24 protein-coding genes and 1 pseudogene are annotated in these 26,880 nt (G+C 64.9%); 8 read left to right on the top strand and 17 right to left on the bottom strand.

All coding sequences use genetic code 11. The features are described 5' to 3' along the window. Positions 1-2: 2 nt before the first annotated feature. The 6 genes from AX735_RS07820 to AX735_RS07795 all read right to left on the bottom strand — a co-directional run bounded on the left by AX735_RS07820 (position 3) and on the right by AX735_RS07795 (position 6,661). Positions 3-350, bottom strand: coding sequence for a DUF2794 domain-containing protein (locus tag AX735_RS07820; protein WP_194249927.1), 348 nt, complete (start codon positions 348-350; stop codon positions 3-5). Further along, the gene (epsC, locus tag AX735_RS07815; protein ID WP_060979559.1) at positions 347-1,066 is read right to left on the bottom strand and encodes a serine O-acetyltransferase EpsC; all 720 of its coding nucleotides are present in this window, start codon (positions 1,064-1,066) and stop codon (positions 347-349) included. Before epsC ends, AX735_RS07820 begins: the two co-directional genes overlap by 4 nt. Positions 1,067-1,135: 69 nt before the next feature. Further along, positions 1,136-2,623, bottom strand: a complete 1,488-nt coding sequence (locus AX735_RS07810; RefSeq protein WP_066278226.1) for a Ppx/GppA family phosphatase — start codon at positions 2,621-2,623, stop codon at positions 1,136-1,138. Between the two features lie 13 nt (positions 2,624-2,636). After that, the gene (locus tag AX735_RS07805) at positions 2,637-4,802 is read right to left on the bottom strand and encodes an RNA degradosome polyphosphate kinase (RefSeq protein ID WP_066278220.1); all 2,166 of its coding nucleotides are present in this window, start codon (positions 4,800-4,802) and stop codon (positions 2,637-2,639) included. Then, complete coding sequence (locus AX735_RS07800; RefSeq protein WP_066278218.1) at positions 4,783-5,403, bottom strand: DnaA ATPase domain-containing protein; 621 nt, start codon at positions 5,401-5,403, stop codon at positions 4,783-4,785. The genes AX735_RS07805 and AX735_RS07800 overlap by 20 nt, the downstream gene beginning before the upstream one ends. A 1-nt stretch (position 5,404) precedes the next feature. Continuing rightward, on the bottom strand, positions 5,405-6,661 hold the full coding sequence (locus AX735_RS07795; RefSeq protein WP_066278216.1) for a hypothetical protein: 1,257 nt from the start codon (positions 6,659-6,661) through the stop codon (positions 5,405-5,407). Between the two features lie 131 nt (positions 6,662-6,792). On the opposite strand from AX735_RS07795, the gene purM reads away from it, so the two are divergent. After that, positions 6,793-7,908 carry a phosphoribosylformylglycinamidine cyclo-ligase gene (gene purM / locus AX735_RS07790; RefSeq protein WP_066278213.1) on the top strand — a complete coding sequence of 372 codons (1,116 nt, stop codon included), beginning with the start codon at positions 6,793-6,795 and terminating at the stop codon, positions 7,906-7,908. Next, on the top strand, positions 7,898-8,863 hold the full coding sequence (gene purN, locus AX735_RS07785) for a phosphoribosylglycinamide formyltransferase (protein WP_066278209.1): 966 nt from the start codon (positions 7,898-7,900) through the stop codon (positions 8,861-8,863). Before purM ends, purN begins: the two co-directional genes overlap by 11 nt. Before the next feature lie 9 nt (positions 8,864-8,872). Here purN and AX735_RS07780 read toward each other — a convergent pair whose 3' ends face one another. The 5 genes from AX735_RS07780 to AX735_RS07760 all read right to left on the bottom strand — a co-directional run bounded on the left by AX735_RS07780 (position 8,873) and on the right by AX735_RS07760 (position 12,856). Then, positions 8,873-9,739, bottom strand: coding sequence for an ATP-grasp fold amidoligase family protein (locus tag AX735_RS07780; RefSeq protein ID WP_231750057.1), 867 nt, complete (start codon positions 9,737-9,739; stop codon positions 8,873-8,875). A 5-nt stretch (positions 9,740-9,744) separates the two neighbouring features. Continuing rightward, the gene (ndk, locus tag AX735_RS07775) at positions 9,745-10,167 is read right to left on the bottom strand and encodes a nucleoside-diphosphate kinase (protein ID WP_023837915.1); all 423 of its coding nucleotides are present in this window, start codon (positions 10,165-10,167) and stop codon (positions 9,745-9,747) included. Between the two features lie 122 nt (positions 10,168-10,289). Continuing rightward, on the bottom strand, positions 10,290-10,778 hold the full coding sequence (locus tag AX735_RS07770) for a hypothetical protein (RefSeq protein WP_066278204.1): 489 nt from the start codon (positions 10,776-10,778) through the stop codon (positions 10,290-10,292). Between the two features lie 11 nt (positions 10,779-10,789). Continuing rightward, positions 10,790-11,257 carry a DNA polymerase III subunit chi gene (locus AX735_RS07765; RefSeq protein ID WP_066278201.1) on the bottom strand — a complete coding sequence of 156 codons (468 nt, stop codon included), beginning with the start codon at positions 11,255-11,257 and terminating at the stop codon, positions 10,790-10,792. Between the two features lie 132 nt (positions 11,258-11,389). Beyond that, complete coding sequence (locus AX735_RS07760; protein ID WP_066278196.1) at positions 11,390-12,856, bottom strand: leucyl aminopeptidase; 1,467 nt, start codon at positions 12,854-12,856, stop codon at positions 11,390-11,392. 323 nt (positions 12,857-13,179) lie between these two features. On the opposite strand from AX735_RS07760, the gene AX735_RS07755 reads away from it, so the two are divergent. The 6 genes from AX735_RS07755 to AX735_RS07730 all read left to right on the top strand — a co-directional run bounded on the left by AX735_RS07755 (position 13,180) and on the right by AX735_RS07730 (position 22,588). Further along, on the top strand, positions 13,180-15,471 hold the full coding sequence (locus tag AX735_RS07755; RefSeq protein WP_082750998.1) for an LPS-assembly protein LptD: 2,292 nt from the start codon (positions 13,180-13,182) through the stop codon (positions 15,469-15,471). A gap of 84 nt (positions 15,472-15,555) precedes the next feature. After that, positions 15,556-16,938, top strand: a complete 1,383-nt coding sequence (locus AX735_RS07750; protein WP_066278193.1) for a peptidylprolyl isomerase — start codon at positions 15,556-15,558, stop codon at positions 16,936-16,938. A gap of 22 nt (positions 16,939-16,960) precedes the next feature. Continuing rightward, a complete protein-coding gene (pdxA, locus tag AX735_RS07745) occupies positions 16,961-17,956 on the top strand; it encodes a 4-hydroxythreonine-4-phosphate dehydrogenase PdxA (protein WP_066278190.1) in 996 nt (331 codons plus the stop codon). Continuing rightward, the gene (gene rsmA / locus AX735_RS07740) at positions 17,956-18,792 is read left to right on the top strand and encodes a 16S rRNA (adenine(1518)-N(6)/adenine(1519)-N(6))-dimethyltransferase RsmA (RefSeq protein WP_066278186.1); all 837 of its coding nucleotides are present in this window, start codon (positions 17,956-17,958) and stop codon (positions 18,790-18,792) included. Before pdxA ends, rsmA begins: the two co-directional genes overlap by 1 nt. A 124-nt stretch (positions 18,793-18,916) precedes the next feature. After that, positions 18,917-20,659, top strand: coding sequence for an N-acyl-D-amino-acid deacylase family protein (locus AX735_RS07735; RefSeq protein WP_066278183.1), 1,743 nt, complete (start codon positions 18,917-18,919; stop codon positions 20,657-20,659). A 141-nt stretch (positions 20,660-20,800) separates the two neighbouring features. Then, positions 20,801-22,588, top strand: a complete 1,788-nt coding sequence (locus tag AX735_RS07730; protein ID WP_066278275.1) for a putative bifunctional diguanylate cyclase/phosphodiesterase — start codon at positions 20,801-20,803, stop codon at positions 22,586-22,588. Positions 22,589-22,609: 21 nt separating this feature from the next. On the opposite strand, the gene AX735_RS07725 is transcribed toward AX735_RS07730, so the two are convergent. From AX735_RS07725 to AX735_RS07700, 6 genes and pseudogenes are all read right to left on the bottom strand, one after another. Beyond that, complete coding sequence (locus AX735_RS07725) at positions 22,610-23,263, bottom strand: response regulator (protein ID WP_066278177.1); 654 nt, start codon at positions 23,261-23,263, stop codon at positions 22,610-22,612. 3 nt (positions 23,264-23,266) lie between these two features. Next, positions 23,267-25,498, bottom strand: coding sequence for a sensor histidine kinase (locus tag AX735_RS07720; RefSeq protein WP_066278175.1), 2,232 nt, complete (start codon positions 25,496-25,498; stop codon positions 23,267-23,269). After that, positions 25,492-25,878, bottom strand: coding sequence for a response regulator (locus tag AX735_RS25715; protein WP_171007719.1), 387 nt, complete (start codon positions 25,876-25,878; stop codon positions 25,492-25,494). Before AX735_RS25715 ends, AX735_RS07720 begins: the two co-directional genes overlap by 7 nt. A gap of 35 nt (positions 25,879-25,913) precedes the next feature. Continuing rightward, complete coding sequence (locus AX735_RS07710; protein WP_066278169.1) at positions 25,914-26,183, bottom strand: hypothetical protein; 270 nt, start codon at positions 26,181-26,183, stop codon at positions 25,914-25,916. A gap of 113 nt (positions 26,184-26,296) precedes the next feature. Further along, positions 26,297-26,746, bottom strand: a complete 450-nt coding sequence (locus AX735_RS07705) for a chemotaxis protein CheW (protein WP_066278163.1) — start codon at positions 26,744-26,746, stop codon at positions 26,297-26,299. Between the two features lie 12 nt (positions 26,747-26,758). Beyond that, positions 26,759-26,880: pseudogene (locus AX735_RS07700) on the bottom strand (response regulator); the annotation flags it as partial.

Genomic DNA, 26,880 nt, shown 5'->3' with positions numbered 1-26,880 from the left:
GGTCAGTCGACGACCCTTACCAGTTTGCGCTCGAGCGGGGCGAGTACGCCGGACAGTTCGTGCCCGCGCTTGAGCACCGCACCGCCTTCTCCCACCAGCGCCCATTGGCCCTGCTTGCGGCGCAGCGCAGGACGCTTCTCGATGCGATATTCGGGCCGCTCGGTCGCCCGGCGGAAGGCAGAGAACACCGCCGCATCGCGGCCCAGGTCCATCGCATAATCGCGCCACAAGCCGGCTGCGACCATACGGCCATACAGGTCGAGAATGCGGCCAAGCTCCTCCCGGTCGAAACCGACCTGGCCCGGGGCTCCCGGCACCGGAAAGAGCGAAACGTTGCCGCCGATGCTCAAGCAGCGGTCCCGCTGTCACGATCAGGCTCGGCAGGCCGCGCGGCGCGGCGGGCCTCGTCACGCTCGTCGATCAGCTGCGCGATCCTCTCCTGCATCTGGCGGATCTCGCACTGCAGCAGCTCGAGCTTCTGCGTATTGGGATCGAACGTCTGGCTGCACGGCGTGCCATATTGCACGAACCCGCGCTGCTTTTCGGCAGCGTCGACCGGCGTCGGCCGCGCTGGAATGCCGACCATCACCGATCCCGGAGCGACATCCTTGGTCACCACCGCATTGGCGCCGATGCGGGCGCCCTTGCCGACGGTCACCGGGCCCAGGATCGCTGCGCCCAGGCTGACGATGACATCGTCCTCGATCGTGGGGTGACGCTTGCCGCCTACGCCATCGGTGGGGTTGCGCCCGCCGAGCGTCGCGCCCTGATAAATCGTGACATTGTCGCCAATGACGGCGGTCTCACCGATGACGACGAAGCCATGATCGACAAAGAAGAACTTGCCGATCTGCGCGCCCGGATGGATGTCGATCGCCGTCAGAAAGCGCGAGATATGGTTGACCAACCGGGCGAGGAAATACAGCTCTCCGGTAAACAGCCAGTGCGCCACGCGGTGCAGACCTAGCGCAAGCACACCCGGATAAAGCAGGATTTCCCAGCGGGAGCGCGGAGCAGGGTCGCGCACGCGGATCGAGTCCAGATATTCGCTCAGTGCGCCGAACATGCGCCATCCCTTTGCAGCTGCGTTTGCCGCTAGATAAACCCTGGTCTGGCGTTTTACCAGTAGGGCCGCTCAGATTGCGGTTGCCCGCAGCCCGAGAAACTGCGCCAAACGCCGATGGCGGCGCTCGACCACCTCGCCCATCAGGGCCTTGTCGCGCGGTTCCAGCACCAGTTCGAGCGCATCGCCGCTGCGCTGCAATCGCGATCGGCGCAAGACATCGTGCGTGCCCGCCGCGAGCCTTTGTGCCAGGCGCATCGCCAGTCCCCAACCGATCGCCCGGTTGAGCATGGCATCCGATGCGACATGGCGTTCGAGCGGGAACGGACGCGGCCCACCGCCGAAATTGGTATAGAGCGCCTGCCCGATCATTGACCGCCCGATGACATCGATGCCGACCCAGTTGCCATGCAGCGCGATCTCCAGCCCGCGTTCGGCGCGAAAATCGGGGCTCGCCTGCCAGGCTACATCGGACAGGTGGCACGCCGCCATCAGCCAGCGCTGCCATTCGGGCGGGTCGTCGCCGAAAACCGGCGCTATCCAGTCGAACAACGGCCGCGCATCCTCGCCGAAGCGCGACTGCAGCTGGCCGAAACGTTCGGTGGCGACGAGCAGCGGATCGCGCTGGCGTACCTCCGGGTCCATCCGGGCGTAGAGCAGGCCCTCGCGCAGGCCGAAGGACGACAGCACGAAGGCGTTCGGCTTCACCAGGTCTCGCATCATCCGGAGCAGCGCGATCGCATCGGGCAGCGTCTCGATGCGCGACGGCGCGAGCCCGGTTGCCTGGCGCAGCGCATCCCGCTCCATGCTGCGATAGCCCGCCAGCACCTTTTCCGGCCGTGCGACATCGATCCGGTACTGGTGCAGAACCTTGAGCGGATAGGCCGTCAGGTGCATGTCAAGCCGCCCGAAAGCGCGCCAGGAGCCGCCGACGAGATAGAAGGGCTTGCCCGGATGCGCGGCGAGCCACGGATAGGCCGCCACCATCTTCTTGAAAGTACGCGACAGCGCCGCCGAATCGCCGCGCCGGATGGCGGCCGCGCGCAGCACGCCGAGCGGCAGGGTGGCGGTATCGAGCACCTCGCCACCGGCGACGCGCGCAAGATCGAGGCTGCCGCCGCCCAGGTCTCCGACAATGCCGTCGGCATCGGGAATAGCCGAAATCACGCCCAGACCCGCCGTGCGCGCCTCGTCATCGCCCGACAGGATCGTGATATCCAGACCCAGCGCCTCGACCTTGCGGGTGAATTCCTCGCCATTGCCGGCATCGCGCACCGCCGCGGTCGCCACGCACACGGTCTCGTCGACATCCATTTCGCGCGCGACGATCCGAAAACGTTCGAGCGCCTGGATGGCGCGCGCCATCGATGGCTCGTCGATCATGCCGGTTTCGGCAAGCGAGCGCCCCAGCCCGGCCATGACCTTCTCGTTGAAGATCAGCGCCGGATTGCGCCGCGGTCCGGAGAACACCACCAGGCGCACCGAATTGGAGCCGATATCGATGATCGCGGTACGATAGAGGTGAACCGGCTGGTTCTGCTTGCGAATGAAGAAATTCACGGGGACGTCCGGCTCAATCGATCTTCGCGGCGCGCCGATGCAGGCTGAGCTTGGGCACGTCCTCGCTATGCTTGAGCGCCTTGCCACGGCCCGAAAGCGACGGATTTGTCATGAAATAGCGGTGCAGATTGAATGGCTTGTCCTCGGTTTTTATCCGATGATAGCAACCATCGGCATCCAGTTCCCAGCTCTGTTCGTTGTCGAGCAGATTGGCAACCATGACCTGTTCAAGCACCTGATCGTGTACCGTGGGGTTCTCGATCGGCAGCATGTACTCGACGCGCCGATCGAAATTGCGCGGCATCCAGTCGGCCGAACTGATGAAGACCTTCGCCTTGTCATTTGGCAGCGCATCGCCATTGCCGAAGGCCCAGATGCGGCTGTGCTCGAGAAACCGCCCGACGACCGACTTCACCCGGATATTGTCCGACAGACCGGGCACGCCGGGGCGCAGGCAGCAGATGCCGCGGATGATCAGCTCGATCTGAACTCCGGCGCTGCTCGCCGCATAGAGCTTCTCAATCATGGCGGGGTCAACCAGCGAGTTCATCTTGGCCCAGATCGCTCCGATCCGCCCGGCCCGCGCCTCTTCCATCTCGTGATCGATCAGCGCGATCAGATCCTTGCGCAGATCGCGCGGCGACATGGAGAGCAGTTCGAGTTGCTCAGGCTCGACATAGCCGGTGATGTAATTGAACAGCTGCGCGGCATCGCGTCCGGCGCGCGGATCGGCGGTGAAGAAGCTCAGATCGGTATAAATGCGCGCGGTGATCGGGTGGTAGTTGCCGGTGCCAAAATGGCAATAGGTGCGGAATCCCTCGGGCTCGCGCCGCACCACCATCGAGATCTTGGCGTGGGTCTTCCACTCGATAAAGCCATAGACGACCTGCACTCCGGCGCGTTCGAGCGCGCTGGCCCAGAGCAGATTCTGTTCTTCGTCGAACCGGGCCTTGAGTTCGACCACGGCCGTAACCGACTTGCCCGCCTCTGCCGCAGCGATCAGCGCGTTGATCACCGCCGACTGCTTGCCCGCGCGATAGAGCGTCTGCTTGATCGCCACCACATCGGGGTCCGCCGCGGCCTGTTTGAGGAAGGCGATGACGACCTCGAAGCTTTCATAAGGGTGGTGGACGACGATGTCCTTGCTTCGGATAGCTGCAAAACAATCGCCGTTATGCTCTCGAATTCGTTCAGGAAAACGTGGCGTATAGGCTGGGAATTTCAGGTCGGGGCGATCCTCGTCGACCAGCGCGGCAAGATCGCCGATACCCAGAAAGCCGTCATCCGACGACTTGGTCCCGCCCTCGTGCAGCAGATTGTCGTCGAGCAGCTGCGCCAGCCCCTTGTCCATCAGCCGCGATGTCTCCAGGCGGATCACCTGACCCCGCCGCCGGCGTTTCAGCGCCGTGCGGAAATAGAGCACCAGGTCCTCGGCCTCTTCCTCGACCTCGATATCGCTGTCACGGATGATACGGAACAGCCCCGATCCGCGCACGTCATAGCCGGGAAACAGCTTGTCGGCGAACGCCACGACGATCTTCTCGAGCGCCAGATACAGGCCCCGCCCCCCGGCAATGCGCAGGAAACGCGGCATGGTGGCCGGCAGCATTACCAGTTCGCGCACCGTCTTGCCATCCGACCGGCGCTTGAGATCGAAGATCAGGCTCAGCCCCTTGTTGGGGATGAACGGAAAGGGATGCGCCGGATCGAGCGCCTGCGGGGTGAGCACCGGGAAGATCTGCGTCACGAAATGCTCGCGCAGCCAGGCCCGGTCGGTTTCGCCCAGATCCTCGACATTGGCTTCGACCACGCCGGTATCGGCAAGCAGCGTCCGCAATTCGCTCCACACGCGCTGCTGCTCGGCATTCAGCCGGTCGACGGCCCGTTCGATCGCGGCAAGCTGCTGCACCGGCGTGCGCCCGTCGGCCGAGCGCTCCTCGACATGCTGCGCGACCTGACCGACCAGCCCGGCGACGCGGACCATGAAGAACTCGTCGAGATTGTTGCCCGAGATCGACAGGAAACGCAGCCGTTCGAGCAAGGGATGGCGCGGATTGCACGCCTCTTCGAGCACGCGATCGTTGAACGCCAGCCAGCTCAGCTCTCGGTTGAAATAGCGGCGTTGCGATTCGATAGAACCCGCCGGTTTCGCTTCGATCTCAGTCGGTTGGGCTGCCATCGGTTCCTGCCAGTTTCACCAGTGCCTCGCGCACCAGTCTTTGGCCGATCGGGCGCTGCATTGCCAGCGCCATCTCGTCGATCGTGCGCGCCAGGTCGCGAATGGCGGGATAGGATCGCTCGGTGCGCAACGCGGCATAATGCGCCAGGCCATCGGGCAAGGCGAGCCCGGCCCGTGCGAGCAGTTTCTGCAACAGCAGCTGCGTCATCTCCTCGTCGGGCGGCGGAATCTCGATCAGCAACGATGCCCCGAGGCGCGACAGCAGATCGGGCAGCTTAATGCCCCATTTGCCCGGCGGCGTGCTCGCGGCAAACAGCACCGGCAGCCCCTGAGTTTGCGCCCGGTTCCAGGCATGGAACAGCGCCTCGTCGCTCTCGCCATCGGCATTGTCGATAAAGTCACCGCCAGAGCCTGCGGCAAAGGCCCTGCCGATCACGGTCTTGCCCGATCCCGTCGGGCCGATCAGTACCGCCGCGCCAAAGGGCAGCCGGGTCCAGTCGAACAGCCGGTCGATCGCCGCACGGTTCGCGGCAGTGACCAGGAATTCGCTGTCACCGTCCGGTCCGGCTGCCGCAAAGGGCAGAGCGAACTGGCGAGTCATGTCATCCGCCGCCGGGCGCCGGGGCCGCGCGCGATATGCGCAGCACCCCTGCCCCCTGCTGGACGCGGAAACCGCGTGCCTCGAGCGCGCCGCGCAGCGCATCGATATCGATCTGCGCATTGACCTGCATCACCGACGTGCCGCCCAGGGCAAGGCTGGCGGTGCTGGCGGAATTGACGCCCGGAATGCTGCGCACGAGCCGTTCGCCCGCCTGCACGGCCGCCACATCGGGGGTGTCGAACTGGATCGAGATGATCTGCGTGCCCGTGGTCAGACCGCCCGATTCGACGGGCATATCCTCGGCCAGGCTGTCGTCGAGCATCTCCTCGACCACTTCGACCGGCTTCTCGATGATCAGCGAGGAATCGGGGCGGAGTTCGCCGGAGCGGACGGCGCCGGCATAGATGCGGTCGAGCCGCTTGATGCCCTGATCGAGCATCGCGGCCAGCCCGTCGCTGTTGCGCGCCTTCAGCGTGAAGCTACCCAGCAGGCGGCTATCCGGGCCGAAGCGCGCAGCAAAGCGCCCGGTGATCGGCCCGCCGGGATATTGCCGTTCGACCTGCACCACCGGGATGACCACATCGGCAGCGCCGAACTGGTCGAGAATGAGGCGCCACCAGGTGCGGCTGCGGCGTCCGGTCTGCGCGGCGTTGACCAGCAGCGAATCCGCGCCCGATCCGTAAGGACGGATATAATCGACAATGCTTTCGGCGGTGCGATAACGCGCCCAGGCTGCCTGCCAGGGCGTGCGGTTCTCGAAGGTCTGCGCCGAGCCGCCGCTGATATAGATGGGCACCACCAGCATCGGCGCCGATCGCAGCACCGATCCGCTGACACCGAGCAGCTCACCGGCACGCGCACGATCGAACAGCACACCCAGGGTGGCGATATAGCGGCGCGGGCCGATCTGCTCGTTCTCCACGACGATCGCCGAGACGATGCCGTCGAGAGCCGAATCGCTGAGCTTGGGCGCTGCGCCCGAACGGTTCATCTGCGACCACAGCTTCTGCCAGCCCTTGCGCTGCGCGTCGCGCCAGGCGTTGGAGCGCGCCTCATCGGCATTCTTGCCCGAGCCATCAACCTTGACCCCGCTCACCTCGAAATCGCCGCCGCTGGCAATCGGCGGAATGCCGCGATCGCCCTCGATCTGGGCATAGACCAGCGCGCCCGCGCCGAGCAGCAGCGCGAACAGGGCGAAGGCGATCCAGACGCGCGAAAATCGGGGCGCCGGACGTTGCAGGGGCAGGCTGGTGATCAATGTATCCTAGCTTCAAACAACCGCGCGAAAACGAGCTTGTCGCCCCCTGCCCGTCTCCGGCGGCGGCGAGGCCGCTCTTTTGGCGACAATGGCGTGGAAATCCAAGCGAGAAGTCGCTAACCGCTCTGGCCATGACTGACAAGACCGGCGACGCGCCCAATCCGACTTCCTACAGCTATGCCCAGGCAGGCGTTTCGATTGCCGCGGGCAATGCACTGGTCAAGGCGATCGGCCCGCTGGCCAAGGCGACGGCCCGCCCCGGCGCCAATGCCGAACTGGGCGGCTTTGGCGGCTTTTTCGATCTCAAGGCCGCCGGGTTCAAGGACCCGCTGCTGGTCGCCGCGAACGACGGCGTGGGCACCAAGGTCAAGCTCGCGATCGATCATGACCGGCATGATGCGATCGGCATCGATCTGGTCGCGATGTGCGTCAACGATCTGATCGTACAGGGTGCCGAGCCGCTGTTTTTCCTCGACTATTTCGCCACCGGCAAGCTTGATACGGGCGTGGCCGAGCGTGTCGTCGCAGGCATTGCCGATGGCTGCAAGCTCGCCGGATGCGCGCTGATCGGCGGCGAGACCGCAGAAATGCCGGGCATGTATGCGCCGGGCGATTATGATCTCGCGGGCTTCTGCGTCGGTGCGGTCGAGCGCGACGAGGTGCTGACCGGCGCCCGCGTGAAGCCGGGCGACGTTCTGCTGGGCCTTGCCTCCTCGGGCGTGCATTCGAACGGTTATTCGCTTGTCCGCCGCCTGGCCGCGGACAAGAGCTGGAAGATGAACCGCCCCGCGCTGTTCGACCAGGAGATTCTGCTCATCGACGCACTGATCGCGCCGACGCGAATCTATGTCTCCTCGCTGCTGCCGGTGGTGAAATCGGGCCGGATCGCGGCCATGGCGCATATCACCGGCGGCGGGTTGCTCGAGAATATCCCGCGCGTGCTACCCGAAGGCGCGCATGCGCATGTCGATGCCGATGCCTGGGCGCAGACCCGGCTGATGGCGTTCCTGCAGGCGCAGGGAAATATCGAGCCCGAGGAAATGGCGCGCACCTTCAACTGCGGCATCGGCATGGCGCTGGTGGTGGCCGAAAGCGATGTCGCCAGCGTGACCGCCGATCTGGAAGCGGCGGGCGAGACCGTCCACCGAATCGGCCGCATCGATGCAGGCGACAAGGGCTGCACCGTCAGCGGATCGATCGAGACCTGGAGCGCGAAATCGGCGTGGAGCGCCACCCATGCCGGCTAAAGCCCGGCTCGCCATACTGATTTCGGGCAGCGGCACCAACATGGCCGCGTTGCTCTATGCCTCGCGCGCGCCGACCTGCCCCTATGAGGTGGTGCTCGTCGCCTCGAACGATCCGGATGCAGGCGGGCTGAAGTTGGCCGCAGCCGAGGGCGTCCCAACCTTCGCATTGTCGCATAAGGGGATGGACCGCGAGAGCCATGATGCGGCGATGGACAAGGCAATCCGGCAATCGGGTGCGGACCATGTCGCGCTTGCCGGATACATGCGCATCCTCACCCCCGGTTTCGTCCGCAGCTGGGAGGGACGGATGTTCAACATCCACCCCTCGCTGCTGCCCAAGTACAAGGGGCTCCACACGCACCAGCGCGCTCTCGACGCCGGTGACAAGGTCGCGGGGTGCAGCGTGCACCTGGTAACGGCCGAGCTCGATGACGGCCCGGTGCTCGGCCAGACCGAGGTCGCGATCCTGCCCGGCGACAGCGCCGAGAGCCTCGCCGCACGCGTGCTGATCGCCGAGCATCAGCTCTATTCGCGCACGCTTGCTGATTATGTCGCGCGCGAGAGCGATCCCGACTGGATCGTCGCCAAGGTCGGCGAACTGGCGCTTGCGCTGCCCGAGACCGACGCGCGCCCTTCGCACGGCGCGCCCGGCTGGCGCGTCGGCGGCGAGAAGGCCGGCAAATATTTCGCCTATGTCTCGATCCACCATCATGGCGAGGAAGCGATCGCGCTGCTCGTCAAGACGAGCGGCGCGGACGAGCAGGCCGCGCTGGTCGATCAGGACCCCGAACTTTATTACCTGCCCAAATTCTACGCGCCGTCGGGCTGGATCGCGATCCGGCTCGATACGGGCCGCACCGATTGGGACCATATTGCCGACTGGCTGCACCGCAGCTGGCGCAGCGTCGCGCCGAAGCGGCTGACCAGGTTCATGGACATCGCGGCGGAATTCTGATCGGCGGCGTTACCTGCGGGCCTCCGCCCAGAGTCGCCCCAGAATCAGGTCGATCTCCGGCGGATCGAACGGATCGAGCCCCGAGCCCGGATAGAAGGTCATCTCGCCGAAGCGCGGTGCTCCGTCGATCTCGTAGAAATCGACGCGGACGAAATCGAAGCCCTGCCCCAGCGTTTCGGCAGCCTCGATCATCCGGTCCAGCGAGCTTGGCCTGGCAGGGTCGGGATCGCGTGTCGGCGACGAGAAGCGCCGCCATTGGCGGTCGAACAGCATCCAGCGATGCCGCGTCTCGCGTTCCAGATGCACCTGGATGCACGCCACCTCGCCGCCGAAGACATAGAGCTTGTAGTCGATGGGGAGCTGCCCATCTGTGCCGATAAAGGGTTCGACCAGCAGCCCGCGCGGGATCTCAAGATAGAGCCATTCATCGAGCCAGAGGCCATAGGGCTGGGCCATCCAGGCCTTGCTCCTGCGTCGCACCGCCTCCCAGTCATCGCGCAAACTGCGGACAAAGGCGCGTTGATTGCAGCCATGGCGCGACTTGACGACCAGCGGCAGGGGCCAGCTTGGAATTTTCGGCAGCACGTCACCCTGCCAGAGCGTTGGGGTGGTCCATTCGCGTCCGAGCCGGTCGGCGACATAGGCCTTGGCGGCGACCTTGTCCGAGCAGACCGGCATTCGCGGGTCGCGGTCGATCAGCTTGCGGCGCTGGACGAATTCGGTGAAGCGTCGGGGATCTTCCAGGTCCGGCAGGCGATGGTGCCGCCAGAAATAAGTCATCGCGATCCGCAGCCTGGCCAGGCGATCGCGGGTGCCTCGCATTTGCGGCGATGCCAGCGCTGCCGGGTTCAGATCGGGCCCGGCAGCGCGTGGCATGATGATCAGCCGACGATTTCTTCCGGCTTGAAGAAATAGGCGATCTCGATCGCGGCATTCTCTTCGCTGTCCGAACCGTGGACCGAGTTCGCTTCGATGCTTTCGGCCAGTTCCTTGCGGATGGTGCCGGGCTCAGCATTTGCGGGGTTGGTGGCGCCCATGATGTCGCGGTTGCGCTTCACGGCGTCTTCGCCTTCCAGCACCTGCACGACGACGGGGCCCGAGATCATGAACTCGACCAGTTCACCGAAGAAGGGACGCTCGCGGTGGACGGCGTAGAAGCCCTCGGCCTGTTCGCGGGTCATGTGGATGCGCTTGGAAGCGACGACGCGCAGGCCGGCTTCTTCCAGCATCTTGGTGACCGCGCCGGTCAGGTTGCGACGGGTGGCGTCGGGCTTGATGATCGAAAAGGTCCGGGTGACGGCCATGGGGATGCTCCTGCTTTAGGTGATATGCCTCGCGCACGCACGGCGCGATTCGCCGCCGCCCCTAGCGGGCCGTATGGTGCGCTGCAAGAAAAACCGCCGAAAGACCGGCCGGGTACGCCCGTTCAGCCGGCCCCTGCGATCAGCGTGATCGACGATCCGGCATCCGCAGGGGCAACCTGCAAGGTGAACGAGCCACCGTCCTTGGCTCCTGCAATCGCGCGCATGTCACCGGTGGTGATCTCTGTCTCGACCTTGAAGCCCTTGCCCTCGACCGACTTGCGATACCAGGCGATGACGGCATCGGGCTTGGCGCTGCTTTCCATGACGACCATGGCACCCTTGTTGCCATCGCTGTTGCTGTTCATCGTCGAGACGACCTTGGCGCCCGGATAGACTTCCAGCCCGAACGGCAGCTTGGCATCGGTTGCACCGGCGTTGATGTTGACGGTAGCCGAGCCGTCCGCGCTGGTGATCTTGACCTCCGACGCGTCGCCATCGCCCTCGCGGGTGACCTTGACCTCGTTGCCCTCGGCATCGCTATAGACGGTCTTCTCGCCGCCGCAGCCTGCCAGCAGCACCACCGCTGCGACTGCCATCAAAGAGTTGCGCATTCCACCGTCTCCTATGGTTCGCGCGCATCCTGACGCTTGCCGGGGGTCTGTTCAACCCATTTGCCGCCATCCTGCTTCCAGTAATGCCGCTCCAGCCCTTTGCGTTCGCCCAGCGCGACCCAGGCCTTGCGCGCATCGGCGATCGTCGCCTCGCCGAACAGCAGGAACACCCGATCGAAGCCCAGCGCCTCATCGCGCCACTGCCCGTCCGCCAGCGCGATGAACCGCGCGCCATTGGCGGGCTCCACCCGATCGGCGAGCAGGATCGGCTGCACCTGGGGATTAGGCCCATCGATCTCGCCATGCGCGAGGAAACTGTCGGGCTTGAGCGACCACAACGCGGTGCTCAGCGCCTGGCGATGCCCGGCATCGGATGACAGCACCAGCATGCGCTGCCCATGCGCCAACGTGCGCTCCGCCAGAAGCGGCAGCACCCGCTCAGCGGGATCGCGCGTCAGGTGATAGAAATCGACCTGCATTTCAGCCCCTTCGCATCATGCATCGTCATTCCCGCGAAAGCGGAAATCCTGATCAGGCAGTGACCCTTGTGCAAAAGCGGCCCCCCCGCCTTCGCGGGGGTGACCTCGAAAACCACCACTCGAGAGTTCGGATCAATTCTCGAAATTATCCGCAATCCACTGATTCAGAAGGCGAACGCCATAACCGGTCGCGCCCTTGTCCCAAACCGGGCCGGGCTTGTCCGCCCAGACCATGCCGGCGATGTCGAGATGGGCCCATTTGACGCCGGGCTTGATGAAGCGCTGCAGGAACTGCGCTGCGGTGATCGACCCCCCGCCCTTGGCCCCGACATTCTTCATGTCGGCAATCGGGCTGTCGATCATCTTGTCATAGGCGCTGCTCAGCGGGAAGCGCCACAGCGGATCGCCCGCCAGCTTGCCTGCTGCGGTCAGCTTTTCGGCAAGGCCATCGTCATTGCTGAACAGCCCGGCATGCTGATCGGCCAGCGAGATGATGATTGCACCGGTCAGCGTCGCCAGATCGACGATATATTCGGGTTCGTAATTCTCCTGCGCCCAGTGGAGCGCATCGCACAGCACCAGACGGCCCTCGGCGTCGGTATTGATCACCTCGATCGTCTGGCCCGACATGCTGGTCACCACGTCGCCGGGGCGCTGGGCATTGCCGTCGGGCATGTTCTCGACCAGCCCGCAAATGCCGACGACATGCGCCTTGGCCTTGCGTCCGGCGAGTGCCTTCATCGTGCCCGCGACCGCGCCTGCGCCGCCCATATCCCATTTCATGTCTTCCATGCCGGCAGCGGGCTTGATCGAGATGCCGCCGGTATCAAAGGTCACGCCCTTGCCGACCAGAACCACCGGCTTGGCCTTTGCGTCGCCGGTGCCGTTCCAGCGCATCGCGATCAGCCGCGGCGGACGGACCGAGCCCTGCGCAACGCCGAGCAGCGCGCCCATGCCCAGCTTGGCCATTTCTTCCTGGCCCAGCACGGTGATCTCGACGCCGAGCGATTCCAGATGCCTGCAGCGTTCGACAAAGCTTTCGGGATAGATGACATTGGCCGGCTCGGTCACCAGATCGCGGGTGAAGGCGACGCCCTCGGCAATCGCGGCCTGGTCGGTCCACACCGCACCAAGGCCCGCTGGCCCATTGACGACGCCGATCTCGCCCAGGCTCACCTTCTGCTTCGCGGGCAGCTTGGTGCGATAATGATCGTGCGCCCAGCTGCGCAGCGTCGCACCGAACAGGAACTGGCTCGCGCCCTCGCGATTGCCGCCCAGCGCGCCAAGCCCCATGTCGACGGCGAGCGAGACCACGCCCGAGCGCTGATATTTGGCGACCAGCTGACCGCCGGCGCGCTCCAGATCGGTGCGCGACTGACCGCCAGTGCCGACCAGCGCGACGCGCAGCGTCTTGCCTCCTTCGCCCACGAAAATGTCGAACACCTCGCCCGCGCCGCCCTCGAAACGCGCCGCTTTCGCGCCATCGATCACCACTTTGCCGGATTCGAGCGGCAGGTTGAGGCTGGCCAGCTCATCCTTGGCGACCGGATAGGCGATCACGGCATAAGCGTCTGCGGAAGCGTCGAAAACAATGTTCATCAAAGGGTCCCCGAAAGGCGGGCCGGTCGGCCGGTTAATCGATTGTGAACCATGTCGAGCCTAAGACGGAGCGGCGCAAAGGGGCGACACGGCGCTGCGTGCCATATTGGTGGCAGATCGCAGCTTGCAAGCGATAGGACAGGTTCGGTTTGTTTGCCAGCATTTGCCGCAGCCTTAAACGGACCATCGAAAGCGGTTTGCGCTCGGGCTTTTGCAGTGCAATAGGCGCGATTCTGGCGCGTGGACGGCCCGTGATTCTGGGCGATGACAACCACCGCATGAATCGACGGATGGCTGGCTTGCGCTTTTCACGGACAGGTTTGTTGCTGGGATCAGCGCTGCTCGCAGCGCAGGCAGCCCCTGCGCTCGCCGCCGATCAGGCCGCAGCGCAACCCGTCTGCACGCGCACCAGCTATCTGCTCGGCGAAAATCTGACGTTCACGCGCAAGGACATCGTGCAATATGCCGATGAACAGAACGCGCCTGCCGCAGGCGCCGCCGGCGAAGAACAGCAGGTCATCGAGTTTACCGCCGACCGGCTCGATTACGACAGCAATGCCGATGTCGTCACTGCCACCGGCAACGTGCTGCTGGTCCGCGCAGACCAGTCGCTGGTCGCCGACAGCGTCACCTGGGATCGCAAGACCGGCCAGGTCCGCGCCAATGGCGGCGTCCAGATCACCGATGCCGAAGGCAACAAGCTCTATGGCGATTCGATCGAGCTGACCGAATCGATCCGCGACGGCGTGATCGAGAATATCCTGGTCGTGCTCGAAGCCGGCGGCCGCATGGTCGCCAGCCGTGGCACCCGGACCGATGGCGTCATCACGCTCGAAAATGCCGCCTATTCGGCCTGTCTGGTGGAAACCCCCACCGGCAAGCCCAAGAAGCCGAGCTGGCAGCTCCGCGCGATCAAGGTCGTCTACAACCCTGCCGACAAGCGCGTGCGCTATGATGGCGCGCGGCTCGAGCTGTTCGGCCTGCCGGTCATTCCGATGCCGGGGCTCAGCCACCCGGTCGGCGAAGGCAGCGGATCGGGCATACTCGTTCCCGATATCCGCTTCAGCCAGGCCAATGGCGTTCAGCTCAGCCTGCCTTATTATATTAGCCTGGCGCCCAATCGCGACCTGACCGTCACCGGATCGGTGTTCACCGAAGCGCTTCCCATGGTGAATGCGACCTATCGCGCGCTCACCGATCGCGGCGCCTATCAGATCACCGGCTATGCCACTGCCGGATCGCGCATTCCCGTGGGTGCCGGCAATGTCGCGCCGGACAGCCAGAACGATTTTCGCGGCTATTTCGATGCGACCGGGCGGTTCCAGCTGGACGAGGCGTGGAGCATCAGCGGATCGATCCGTGCGGTTACCGACCGCACCTTCCTGCGCCGCTATGACGTGAGCCGCGAAGACCGGCTGCGCTCGACGATCGAGGCGGAGCGGATCGGGCCGAACAGCTATTTCTCGCTGGCTGGCTGGGCGACGCAGACCTTGCGCGTCAATGATCCGCAGGGCCAGGTGCCAATCGCGCTGCCGGTGGTCGACTGGCGCTATCGCATGCCCAACCAGGTTGCAGGCGGGAAGGTCGAGTTCCAGCTCAACACGCTCGCCATCGGCCGCACCTCTGGCCAGGACACGCAGCGGGCCTTTGCACAGGCCCGCTGGGACATGCGCCGCCTGACCGGCCTGGGCCAGGAATTCACGCTGACCGCATTGGCGCGCGGCGACGTCTACAACAGCAGCGACAATGCGCTCACCAACACGCTGATCTATCGCGGCGAGTCCGGACTCAGGGCGCGCGCCAGCGGATCGATCGCGGCGGACATGCGCTGGCCGTTCGTCGGCGAGGCCTTTGGCGGCACCCAGGTGCTGAGCCCGCGCGTGCAGGTCGTAGCGACTCCCACCACGGGCAATCTGGAACTGCCCAACGAGGATTCGCGCGCGATCGAACTGGAAGACAGCAACCTCTTCTCGCTCAATCGCCTGCCCGGCTATGACCGGATGGAAGAAGGCGTGCGCGTCGTCTACGGTGTCGAATGGTCGCTCCAGCGCCCGGGCATGCAATTGAATGCCGTCGTCGGACAGAGCTATCGCTTCGATGACGAGCGCGATTTCCTGCCCGAAGGCACGGGCCTCGGCAACCGCACGTCGGACGTGGTCGGCCGGCTCGACCTCAAGCTGCGCAACTTCATCCGCTACACCCACCGCTTCCGGCTCGACAAGGACAACCTGGCCGTGCGCCGGAACGAAGTCGATGTCACCGTGGGTGGTCGCCAGACCTATGTCCAGGTCGGCTATCTCAGACTCAACCGCGATATCGGTCCGGAAATCGAGGACCTGCAGGACCGCGAGGAACTGCGTGTTGCAGGCCGGGTGCGCATCGCGCGCTACTGGTCGATCTTCGGCGCAGGCGTGTTCGATCTCAGCGACCGCGAGGAAGACCCGGCGCTTCAGGCCGACGGCTTCCAGCCGATCCGCACGCGGCTGGGCGTCGCCTATGAGGATGACTGCCTCGAGCTCGGCGTTACCTGGCGGCGCGACTATATCCCGGTGGGCGATGCCCAGCGCGGCGATACCTTTCTGCTGCGTGTCGCCCTGCGCAACCTTGGCTTTTGATCGCAAAGGCGATATTCACCGCCCCGCTCAGCCACGGTTAAGCCGATTTTGGGCAAGGGGTCGCTTTGTCCCATTCAGGAAGATATGAGCTTGCACGCATTGAACACTATCGCGATCCGTACCCGCAAGCTGGCCCGGACCACGCTGGCCAGCGCGCTGATCGCCGGCCTCGCCCTCCCCGCCACCGGCCAGACGGTGCAGGATGACGCGGCGGCGATGCCCGACACCTCGCTCAAAGTGCCCGAGGGGCTGACGATCTTCGGCAAGCAGGACCCGAATGTCCGCCGCGCCACCGCGATCGTCAACAGCGAGATCATCACCGGTACCGATATCGACGAGCGCGTGGCGCTGATCCTCGCAGCCAACGATGCGCCCGTATCGGAAGAAGAGCGTCAGCGCCTGCGCCTGCAGGTCCTTCGTAACCTGATCGATGAGACACTGCAGATCCAGGAAGCTGCCGCCAACGACATCAAGGTCGACGAGAACCAGGTCGAGCGGACCTATGCGCAGGTCGCGCAGCAGAATTTCCGTCGCGATACCGGCGCGCTCGACAAGTATCTGGCCAGCATCGGCTCTTCGCCGCGTTCGCTCAAGCGCCAGATCCGCGGCGAACTCGCGTGGCAGCGCCTGCTCGGCCGCAACGTCACTCCCTTCATTAACGTCTCCGAAGAGGAGGTGAAGGAAGTCATCGAGCGCTTGAAGGCCAACAAGGGTACCGAGGAATATCGCATCGGCGAGATCTACCTCTCCGCCAACTCGCAGAACCGCGCCGAAGTCGCCAAGAACGCCGCGCAGATCGTGCAGCAGCTGCAGCAGGGCGGATCGTTCGTCGCCTATGCTCGCCAGTTTTCCGAAGCGTCGACCGCAGCGGTGGGCGGCGATCTCGGCTGGATCCAGCTTGGACAGCTGCCGCCAGCGCTGGGCGTCGTTGCACGCGACATGCAGGTCGGCCAGCTCGCGGGGCCGATCGAAATTCCCGGCGGCTTCTCGCTGATCTATCTGATCGACAAGCGCCAGGTGCTGACCGCCAACCCGCGCGATGCCCTGCTCGGCCTCAAGCAGCTGTCGATCGCCTTTCCGCCCGGCATCTCCGAAGCTGAAGCGACCAGGCGCGCGTCCGAGTTCGCCTCGGCCACACGGCAGATCAAGGGTTGCGGCGCGGCCGACGAGATCGCCAAGCAGCTCGGCGCCACCGTCACCAACAACGATCAGGTGCCCGTGCGCGAACTGCCTGCGCCGCTGCAGGACACGCTGATCGCGCTGTCGATCGGCGAAGCGACCCAGCCCTTCGGCTCGGTCAAGGACGGCGTGCGCGTCCTTGTCCTGTGCGGCCGCGATGATCCTTCGGCCGATGGCGGCCCCAGCCCCGAACAGCTGATGGCCAATATGGAAGAGGAAAAGGTCAATCGTCGCGCGCAGATCTATCTGCGCGACCTTCGCCGCGACGCCGTGATCGAGTATAACTGATGCACCCCGGTCGGTGCCTCGCGTGACGCAATTGCTGGCCATTTCGGCCGGTGATCCTGCCGGTATCGGCCCGGAAATCATCGGCAAGAGCTGGGACGCGCGCGAGGCCGAGGGTCTGACGCCGTTTTTCGCGGTAGGCGACCCACGCGCGTTCGAGGCTGTTTGGCACGGACCGATCGAGGTGATCGGCGACCCCGGGGAGGCGCGAGATGCCTTTGCCACTGCCTTGCCCGTGCTGCCGGTCATCGACAGCGGCCCGGTGATCCCCGGCGAACCCGATCTCGACGGCGCGCGCTGCGCGCTGCAAGCACTGGAAATGGGCGTGGGTCTGGCGCGCGCAGGTACCGCATGCGGCATCGTGACGGGGCCGATCTCGAAGATCCAGCTGCAGAAGGTCGGTTTCAACTTTCCCGGCCAGACCGAATTCATCGCCGAGGCCTGCGGCGTTTCGCGCCAGAATGTCGCGATGCTGCTCGCCGGTCCCGATCTGCGGGTCATTCCGATCACGGTGCATATCGGTATCGCCGATGTGCCGGGGGCGCTGTCGACCGAGCTGATCGTCAACCGCGCGCGCGCCGCAGCCAAGGGCATGGCGCGCAATTTCGGCATCGAGCGCCCGCGCCTCGCCATTGCCGGGCTCAACCCGCATGCGGGCGAACAAGGCAGCATGGGCCGCGAGGAGATGGAGATCATCCAGCCCGCAATCGACCTGCTGCGCGACGAGGGCTTTCTGGTCGCAGGTCCGCTGCCCGCCGATACGATGTTCCACGCCGCTGCGCGCGATCGCTATGATGTCGCGTTGTGCCAGTATCACGATCAGGCCCTGATCCCGGTCAAGGCGCTGCATTTCGACGATGCGGTCAACATGACGCTGGGCCTGCCGATCGTGCGCACCTCGCCCGACCACGGCACCGCGTTCGACATCGCGGGCAAGGGGCTGGCCAGCCCGCGCTCGATGATCGCCGCGATCCGCATGGCGCGAGCGGCCTGGACGCATCGCCAGTCGTACGAGGGCTGATGCGCACGCCCGTCACTGCCCTGCCCCCGCTGCGCGAGGTGATCGCGCGTCATGGCCTGGCCGCGAGCAAGGCACTCGGGCAGAATTTCCTGCTCGACGAACAGTTGCTCGACCGGATCGCGGCGGTGCCCGGCGACCTCGATGGGCAGGATGTGCTCGAGATCGGCCCCGGACCTGGCGGGCTGACACGGGCGCTGCTGCGCGCGGGCGCGAACGTTACCGCGATCGAACGCGATCGGCGCTGTTTGCCGGCCCTCGCCGAGCTGGGCGAGGCCTTTCCGGGTCAGTTGAAGGTGATCGAGGGCGATGCGCTCGAGATCCCGCTCGCGAGCGTGATGCCGGGGCCCTGCCATATCGCGTCGAACCTGCCCTATAATGTCGGAACCGCGCTGCTGATCGGCTGGCTGAGCGGCCAGGACTGGCCGCCGCAATGGCGATCGCTCACGCTGATGTTCCAGCGCGAGGTCGCCGACCGGATCGTCGCCGCACCCGACAGCGATGCCTATGGCAGGCTCGCTATCCTCAGCCAGTGGCGCTGCCAAGCGCGGCTGGCGATGAAGGTCCATCGCAGCGCCTTCACCCCGCCGCCCAAGGTCATGTCGGCGATCGTGCATCTGACGCCTGCGGACATGCCCGACGGGATCAGGGCCGCGCGGCTCGAGGCGATCACGGCCGCCGCGTTCGGCCAGCGGCGCAAGATGCTGCGCCAGAGCCTCAAGGGGCTGCCCGGCGCGCTCACGGCGCTGGAAGCCGTGGGCATCGATCCGGCGCGGCGGGCGGAGACGCTGAGCGTGGAGGAGTTCCTGTCGGTGGCGCGGGCGATGGAGACGACCTGAGCGGTTGCGCAACCATACCGCTACCCCCTTTCCTTTCGCCGAAACTCGCGTAGCATCCTCACCGAACCGCCAGACGACCGGGCAGCAGACCCGGCGCAGCGGCAAGGATGAGGAGCCTGAACCGATGTACGACCTGATCATTCGCAATGGCAAGATCTACGATGGCCTGGGCGGCGCGCCTTTTGTCGGCGATATCGCCATCACCGGCGATACCATCGCGGTGGTGGGCAAGGTCAACGGACCGGGACGCCAGGAAATCGATGCCGAAGGGCTGATCGTCACCCCCGGATTTGTCGATGTCCACACGCATTATGACGGCCAGGCGACCTGGGATGACGTCATGGCGCCATCGTCATGGCACGGGGTGACCACCGTGGTGATGGGCAATTGCGGCGTCGGTTTCGCGCCCGCCGCGCCCGACAAGCACGAATGGCTGATCGGTCTGATGGAAGGCGTCGAGGACATTCCGGGCACCGCGCTGGCCGAAGGGATGAGCTGGGACTGGGAGACTTTCCCCGAATATCTCGACTCGCTCGAGCGCCTGCCACGCACGATCGATATCGGCACGCACGTACCGCATGGCGCGGTGCGTGCCTATGTGATGGGCGAGCGCGGCGCGGCCAATGAGGAGCCGACCGACGCCGATATCGCTGCGATGTCCAGAATCGTCGAGGATGGCCTGCGCGCAGGCGCGCTCGGCTTTTCCTCGTCGCGCACCGTGCTGCACAAGTCAGTCGATGGCGAGCTGGTTCCGGGCACGACAGCCACCGCGCGCGAGCTCATCGGCATCGGCCGCGCGATGGGCAATGTCGGCTATGGCGTATTCGAAATGGCGTCCGACCTCGTTCCCGAATGGAAAGAGTTCGACTGGATGACCGCGCTGTCGAAGGAGACCGGTCTGCCCGTGACCTTCGCCATGCTGCAATCGCCGATGAAGCAGATGCACTGGACCGAGCAGATGGCGGCCTGCGAGGAGGCCAACCGCACCGGCGGGCATGTCGTCGCGCAGATCTCGCTGCGCGGCACCGGCGTGGTCATGGCCTGGCGCGGTACGGTCCACCCCTTCGTCCAGCGGCCGAGCTGGCAGGCGATCGCAGGCCTTCCATGGGAAGAGCAGCTGGCGCATCTCAAGGACCCGGCGTTCAAGGCGAAGCTGCTCGCCGAAGACAATCTGCCGCCGCCCTCGATGGATACCGCTGCGCTGTTCATGCTGGTCACCGCCGGATGGGCGCTGCAATTCCCGCTCGTCGATGGCTTCACCTACGAACCGACCCGCGAGGAGAGCATCGCGCTCGTCGCCGATGCGGCGGGACTTGATCCGGCGGAATATGCCTATGACGTGCTGATGGAGAACGAAGGCACCGGGTTCATCTATCTGCCCATCCTCAATTACCAGGACGGGAACCTGGAATTCATCAAGGGGCTGCTCGAACGCGAGGATACCGTGGTCTCGCTCTCGGATGGCGGCGCGCATTGCGGCACCATCTGCGATGCCGCAGCACCGACCTTCCTGCTCAGCTATTGGGCGCGCGATCGCAAGGCGGGCACGATCCCGGTCGAGCTCGCGGTCAAGCGCCAGTGCCACGATACTGCGCGGCTCTATGGCCTCAACGACCGCGGTGTTCTCAAGCCCGGCTATCTGGCCGACCTCAACGTGATCGACTTCAAGCGGCTGCGCCTGTCGCGCCCCTGGCTCGCGTTCGATCTGCCCGCCGGCGGCAAACGGTTGCTGCAAAAGGCCGATGGCTATGTCGCCACGATCAAGTCTGGCGAGATTACCTTCCGTGACGGCGAAGTGACTGCAGCGCGGCCCGGCACGCTGATCCGGGGCCCGCAGAATGTCGAGCAGCGCGTCGCGGCCGAATGACGCAGGCGCCCTGAATCGGGCCGGGGCTGCGCGTCTCTGAGGCGCTGCCCCCGGCTGCACACGTACCGTAGAAACCCTGTATTTCACCCTTTGTTAAGCGGCCAGGCGCTGACTCGACAGAGCAAGATGCAGGAAAATTCTATGTCGGTTCAAAGGGATGCGAGCGAATTTCGGAACGGGAGCAGCCCCGTTGGCGAGGCGGAAGGCCAGCGGCTCGACCGTGAACTGGCTATCCTGCAGAGCCGCAGCCTGTTGCAAAGCGGGCAGTTGCAGGAGCTTGCCGATCTCGCCAATTTCCAGCGCGAGGCGCTCGACGCCGCCGCGATCGTCGCCGTCACCGACCGGGCGGGCAGGATCACCTCGGTCAATGCCAAGTTCTGCGAACTGAGCGGCTATTCCGAGGCCGAGCTGATCGGTGCGAACCATCGCATCCTTGCCTCCGGAGCGCATGATCGTGCCTTTTTCCAGAACCTTTACCGCACCATCTCGCGCGGCAATGTCTGGCATGACGTGATCTGCAACCGCGCCAAGTGCGGGCGGCTCTACTGGGTCGATACCACCATCGTCCCGCATCGCGACCGGTCGGGCTATACCGCGATCCGCTTCGACGTCACGCCCCAGAAAGAGGCAGAGCAGAGGCTCTGGCGGCTGGCCAATATCGATCCGCTGACCCGGCTGGCCAACCGCCGCCGCTTCCTCGAACTCATGGTCACGGCGACATGCAAGGGTACGCCGTTCGCCACCGCGATCCTGGATATCGATCATTTCAAGGACATCAACGACAGCGCCGGGCACCATGCCGGTGACCAGCTGCTGATCGCGGTTGGTCAAGCACTGCGTGCAGAATTGGGCGAAGGCGATGCCATCGGGCGGCTTGGCGGCGACGAATTCGCGGTCATCCTGCACGATGAGGATGGCACGCACCTCCAGCAACGGCTCGACGGCATTCTCGCCGCGCTGCGGCGCAAGCCGGTCGCAGAGATGGATGACTGCACCATCCATGCCAGCATCGGCGCAGCGCTGTTCCCGCGCGACGGGAAGGACGCTGCGAGCCTGCTGAAGAGCGCCGATCTTGCGCTCTATGCGGCCAAGCAATCGGGGCGCGGTTGCGCGCGCCGCTTCAAGCCATCCTATCGCGAGGCGGCCGACCAGCGCGCTGGCCTGCGCACTGCGATCACGCATGCCATGGAACGAAACGAGCTGTTCATCCTCTATCAGCCGATCGTCAACCTCGTCGGCGGTCAGCCAATGGCGTTCGAGGCGCTGTTGCGCTGGCGACGCGCCGATGGCAGCATTCAGACGCCCGCCACCTTCGGAGAGGTTTTCGAAGACGAGCAGATCGCTGCGGAGATCGGCAATTTCGTGCTCACCGAGGTGCTCGGTCAGATCGATCGCTGGAAGGCGGAGGGCGTTCCATTCCAGTGGATCGCGATCAACGCGACGCTTGGCGATTTTCGCGCGCGCGCCTTTGTCGACAGGATCGCCGATGCGGTCGAAAGCGGCCGGATCAGCGGCGAGCAGCTGTGCATCGAGATTACCGAAGGCATGCTGCTCGATCGCGGCGCCAGGGCGGTGCGCGAGGCGGTCGACCGGCTCAATGCGCTGGGGGTCGAGATTGCCTTTGATGATTTCGGCACCGGGTTCGCCTCGCTCACCCATTTGCGCCAGCTTCCAATTAACCATGTCAAGATCGACCGCAGCTTCATCGAAGCGATCTGCGTCGAAGGCAAGGACCGCGTGATCGTGGAAAGCGTCATCGATCTGGCGCACCGGCTGGGGCTGAAAGTGGTCGCGGAAGGGGTCGAGCAGGCTGCGCAGGCCCGGCTGCTCAGACGGCTCGAATGCGACAGCATTCAGGGCTTTCTGATCGCCCCGGCGCTGACCGAGGCGCTGGCGACCGATTTCGTCCGGCGCGATATCGCCTGCTGATTTGCCGGTGGCGGAGGCGGCTCAGGCTTCCGGATGCGCGCGAAGGATCGCGCCGCGCGGCTCCAGCCCGGCCTCCATCGCGATCTGCACCGCTTCGGCCAGGCTGCGTACGCCCAGCTTGCTCATCAGCTGCGCGCGATACGCCTCCACCGTGCGCGGCGACAGGCTGAGCCGACAAGCAATGATCTTGTTGGCCAGTCCCAGCACCATCCCGCACAGCACATCGCGCTCGCGATCGGAAAGGCGCCCGATCAGCTCCTCGGCCTGGCGGCGGCGGCTGTCCTGCTGGACCTCCTGCAACTGACGGTTGACCGCGCTGCCGATGGACCGGACGAGATCGTCGACATGGAAAGGCTTTTCGAGAAAGTCTATTGCCCCGGCGTGGATCGCACGCACCGCCGTGGAGACCGATCCGGCCCCGGTCAGCATGACGATCTTGTGCGGACTGCCGCGATCGACCAGAGCCTGCTGCACGTCCATGCCACCCAGGCCCGGCATGTTGAGGTCGAGCACCACGCAGCCCGGTGTCAGCTCGGCCTGCTGCGCAACAAAACCATCACCACTGTCGAAAGCCTGGACGACGAACCCCCGCAATTCCAGTGCTTCGCTCAGTTCTGCGCGCACCTCGGCATCGTCATCGACGATGTAAACGTGGCGTGCTTCGCGCATGTCCATCGTTCAACCTCCTTCGGCCAAGGGAAAGCGCAGGGTCAGCGTGGCCCCCGGCGCTTGCGCATTATCGGCAATCGCGATCGATCCGCCAACCTCATCCATGATCTGCCGACAGACGAACAATCCCAATCCCGTTCCCTTGCCTTCGGGCTTGGTGGTGCAGAACGCATTGAAGGCATTGCTGCGGATGCTCGGATCAAGCCCGGCGCCGTTGTCCTGCACGTTGAGCACGATGGTCTGGTCAAGCTGCTCCACCTGCACCCTTACCGCGCCCATGATCGACGCATCCTCCTCATTCTCGCGCCGCGTGTCGATCGAGTCTGCAGCGTTCTGCAGGGCATTGACGATAATCTGCTCGATACCGATCCGCGGCAGCGACATCACGGGAAGCGCATCCGGAATCACGATCTGCAGGTCGATATCGCGCTCGGTCATCACTGGGCGCATGAACCGAACGGCATTCCGGACCGCCTGGCAGATGTCCATGTCGACCCGCTCGTCCCGCTCGGTTCTGGCATAGGACGAGGTGCGCTGGATGATGGCGTTGGCCCGTTCGACCTGCTCGACGATCCGCCCAAGCTTGGCCGCCATGCGTTCAGGATCCATCTGCCCGCTGTGCATCAGCAACTGGGCGTTTTCCGCCGCCAGCGAGATGGTGAACAGCGGCTGGCGCAGTTCATGACTCAGCGCTGAGGCCATGCCGCCCAATTCCATCAGGCGTGCGCTGTGCCGCATCTGCGTCTGAAAAGCCTTGGCGGTGCGCAAGCGGATGAGGCAGCCGTAACGCCAGCTGTCGCTCTCCTGATCGTAATCGCGCGCGATCAGCAGATACCATTGATCATCCTGGTCGCGCCCGCGGCGGAACTCGACCATGATCTCGCTCTGCCCCGCGAGCGACTGGAAATGCATGCTATCGCCGGAGTGCACCGCCAGGCTAGCGCCGCGCCGTCCCGACGTGGGGTCGATCTTCGCGTAACGCAGTTCGCCGCGCTGGGCGTCGAACCGGATATCGCTGAGCAGTCTGAGATCGATCGCCGATCTGAGCTCTTCGACTGTCCGCATCAGGTGCACGCGCTGACGTTCGAACGCCACGAACTCGTTATTGGCAGCGATGAACGCGCCAACCAACCGATCGGCTTCGCGAAACGGCGCGGTTGGGCGCGTGGTAACGTAGCCTCGGCCAAAGCCGAGCAACGCCTGGCTGAGCACGCGCGAGGAGCGACGCACCGACGCGCGGAACATCAGCAGCCCGATCTGGGCAAGGCCCAGATACGCCATGAGCGGCGTGATGCCGTGCAAGACATCGCGATACAGATCGATGACATGCCCACGCGGTGAAACGAGCACCATCTTGCCTGCGCCAAGCGGGACCGCATAGCACATGTCGAGCCAATAGCGCAGCGACTGCCGTCCGGTGCCATCGCCGCGGCCATCATCGAATACATGGCATCCGAGGCTCGGGCCAGCCTGCCCCATCGCACTCGACGCAACCTTCATGAAGGGCATGGGTGTATCGACGCCGTGCATGTTCAACCAATAGGTCCTGCCGGATTGCAACGCGTTGCGATCGGGCAAGGCGTGGACCGCGGAAACGACATCCTCGTGATGCAGTTCCAGTCGCTCATTCACATGATTTAGTTCGCCGAGCAGAAACAGCATCGCTGCGCCGGCCACCGCTATCGAAACGAGCGCCTCGATCGACTGCTGAAGACCCAGTTTGCGGACCCGCCGAACACGGCCACGGGTCGTATCGACCAGCACCGCGAGCAGAACCAGGTCAGCGCAGGCCGCGAGCAGCGTCTCGCACAGGATTCGGCGCACCGCGATATCGAGCACGATCTCGGGGGCCAGCGGCTCGGGCAGGTTCAGCCAGATCAGGTTGGCGATCGCGCCGACCATGAGCTGATAAAAAAACGTGACCGTCGAAAGACTGCGGTCCTCGCCGGAAAAGCGGTCTATTGCCAGGACATGCCCGATGGCCAGCAGCACCGCCATCGGATGCCCCCACCACCATAGCGAAGGCAGCATGGTGGCGACTGCCGTGACCAGGCCTGCCTTCAATCCGAACCAGCGATAGGCGAGCAGGTAGAAAAGCGGGCCGAGATAGAATTCGAACCCCGGCGCGGCGATCAATCTGATGGCCGAAAGCCCGGTGGCGGCGGCAAGCGCCAGCAGCGCCATCGGCCACAGATAGGGCAGCACAACACGAAAGCCCTGGGGATAGTTGACGCTCAGCATCGCCCTGCCTCCGCTGCATCGGCAACGATCCGGCGCAAGGTCTTTGCATCGATCGGCTTGTGCAGAAGGCCTGTGGTGATTGATGCGATATCGCGCTGCGCCGCCGCCGTCAGATCGACATGCGCGGTCATCAGATAGCAACCGCCGGCCGCAGGGGCAGCGGCCAGATCGCCCAGCGCCCTGAGCACGTCGAGCCCGCTTTCGGCGCGCAGCTTGTAGTCGCACAGCAGCAGATCGAACGGCTGCAGCTTCCAGGCATGCATCGCCTGTGCGCCGTCGGGCACGCCGATGGCCATCGCCCCGAGCGCCTTGAGCAGCTCGACCAGTTCGCCCCGCAAGGCGTCATCGTCTTCAACGATAAGGATATTCGGCGTGTACACGCTGTTCACCCTTACCAAAGATGGTTGACCAAAGGTTAATCGAGCGCCTGTTCCAGGCGTTCGCGCAGCTGTTCCAGCGGGGTATGGGCGATCGCCGACTGCGGATCCTCGGCGCGCAGCACGGCCGCGAGCGCAAGCTGTTGCTGGCCGATCATGTCGAGCGCCTGCAGGCTGTTCATGTGTGCGGCGACCAGCGCAGGGTCGCTGCACAGCAACGCGCCCAGTCGTTCGATCTCTTGCCGGGCGCAATCGAGCTCGTCCGCGATCTGCAACCGCAGCTTGTGCGAGAGTGCCGCCCTGCTCATGCTGCAGCCCTGGTCGTCAGGCCCTGGTGCGCCAGGTGAGCCCAGCAGCGGCGAGCCCCGGCTCGCTTGTGATTGGGCGTGATCATCGTCCAGCCATCCCTCTCGATCCAGCCTCAGGCAGCCTCCAGAACCGCAGCCATATCGGCCCCCGCGCCCATATATCCGAGCTTCAGGATCATGGCCATGCGGTCTTCCACGCTCGCGAGCCCCTCCAGCATGTTTTCGGTATCCGGCCCGCCCATGTTCGGCGGCGGCTGGATCGCCGAATCGTCGACCGTGACGATATCGTTGACGCTGCCGACAATGAGCCCCGTCATCTGTCCTGCAATCTCGACGACGATGATCACGTTACGCTCGTTGGGCTCGACCCGGCCCCAGCCCAGCCGTTCGGACAGGTCGATCACCGGAAGGACCAACCCGCGCAGGTTCACCACGCCGCGGACGAACGGTGGGGCATTGGGGATCGGTGTGGTCGGCGTCCAGGCGCGGATTTCGCGAACAGCCATGATGTCGACGGCGAGCATCTTGGCATCGATCTCGAACGTGATGAGCTGTATCTGCATCGGTTTTCTGCCTCAATGGATCACACGGCGGATGGCCGAGTTGAGCTTTTCCGGGTCGAACGGCTTGGCGATCCACCCCGTGGCTCCTGCTGCCCGCGCCCGCGCCTTGCTGGCGGGCGCGCTTTCGGTGGTGA

The sequence above is a fragment of the Blastomonas sp. CCH1-A6 genome (assembly GCF_001556365.1).
In the GTDB taxonomy this organism is placed as follows: Bacteria; Pseudomonadota; Alphaproteobacteria; order Sphingomonadales; family Sphingomonadaceae; genus Blastomonas; species Blastomonas ursincola.
This window is presented reverse-complemented; position numbering and strand designations above follow the sequence as displayed.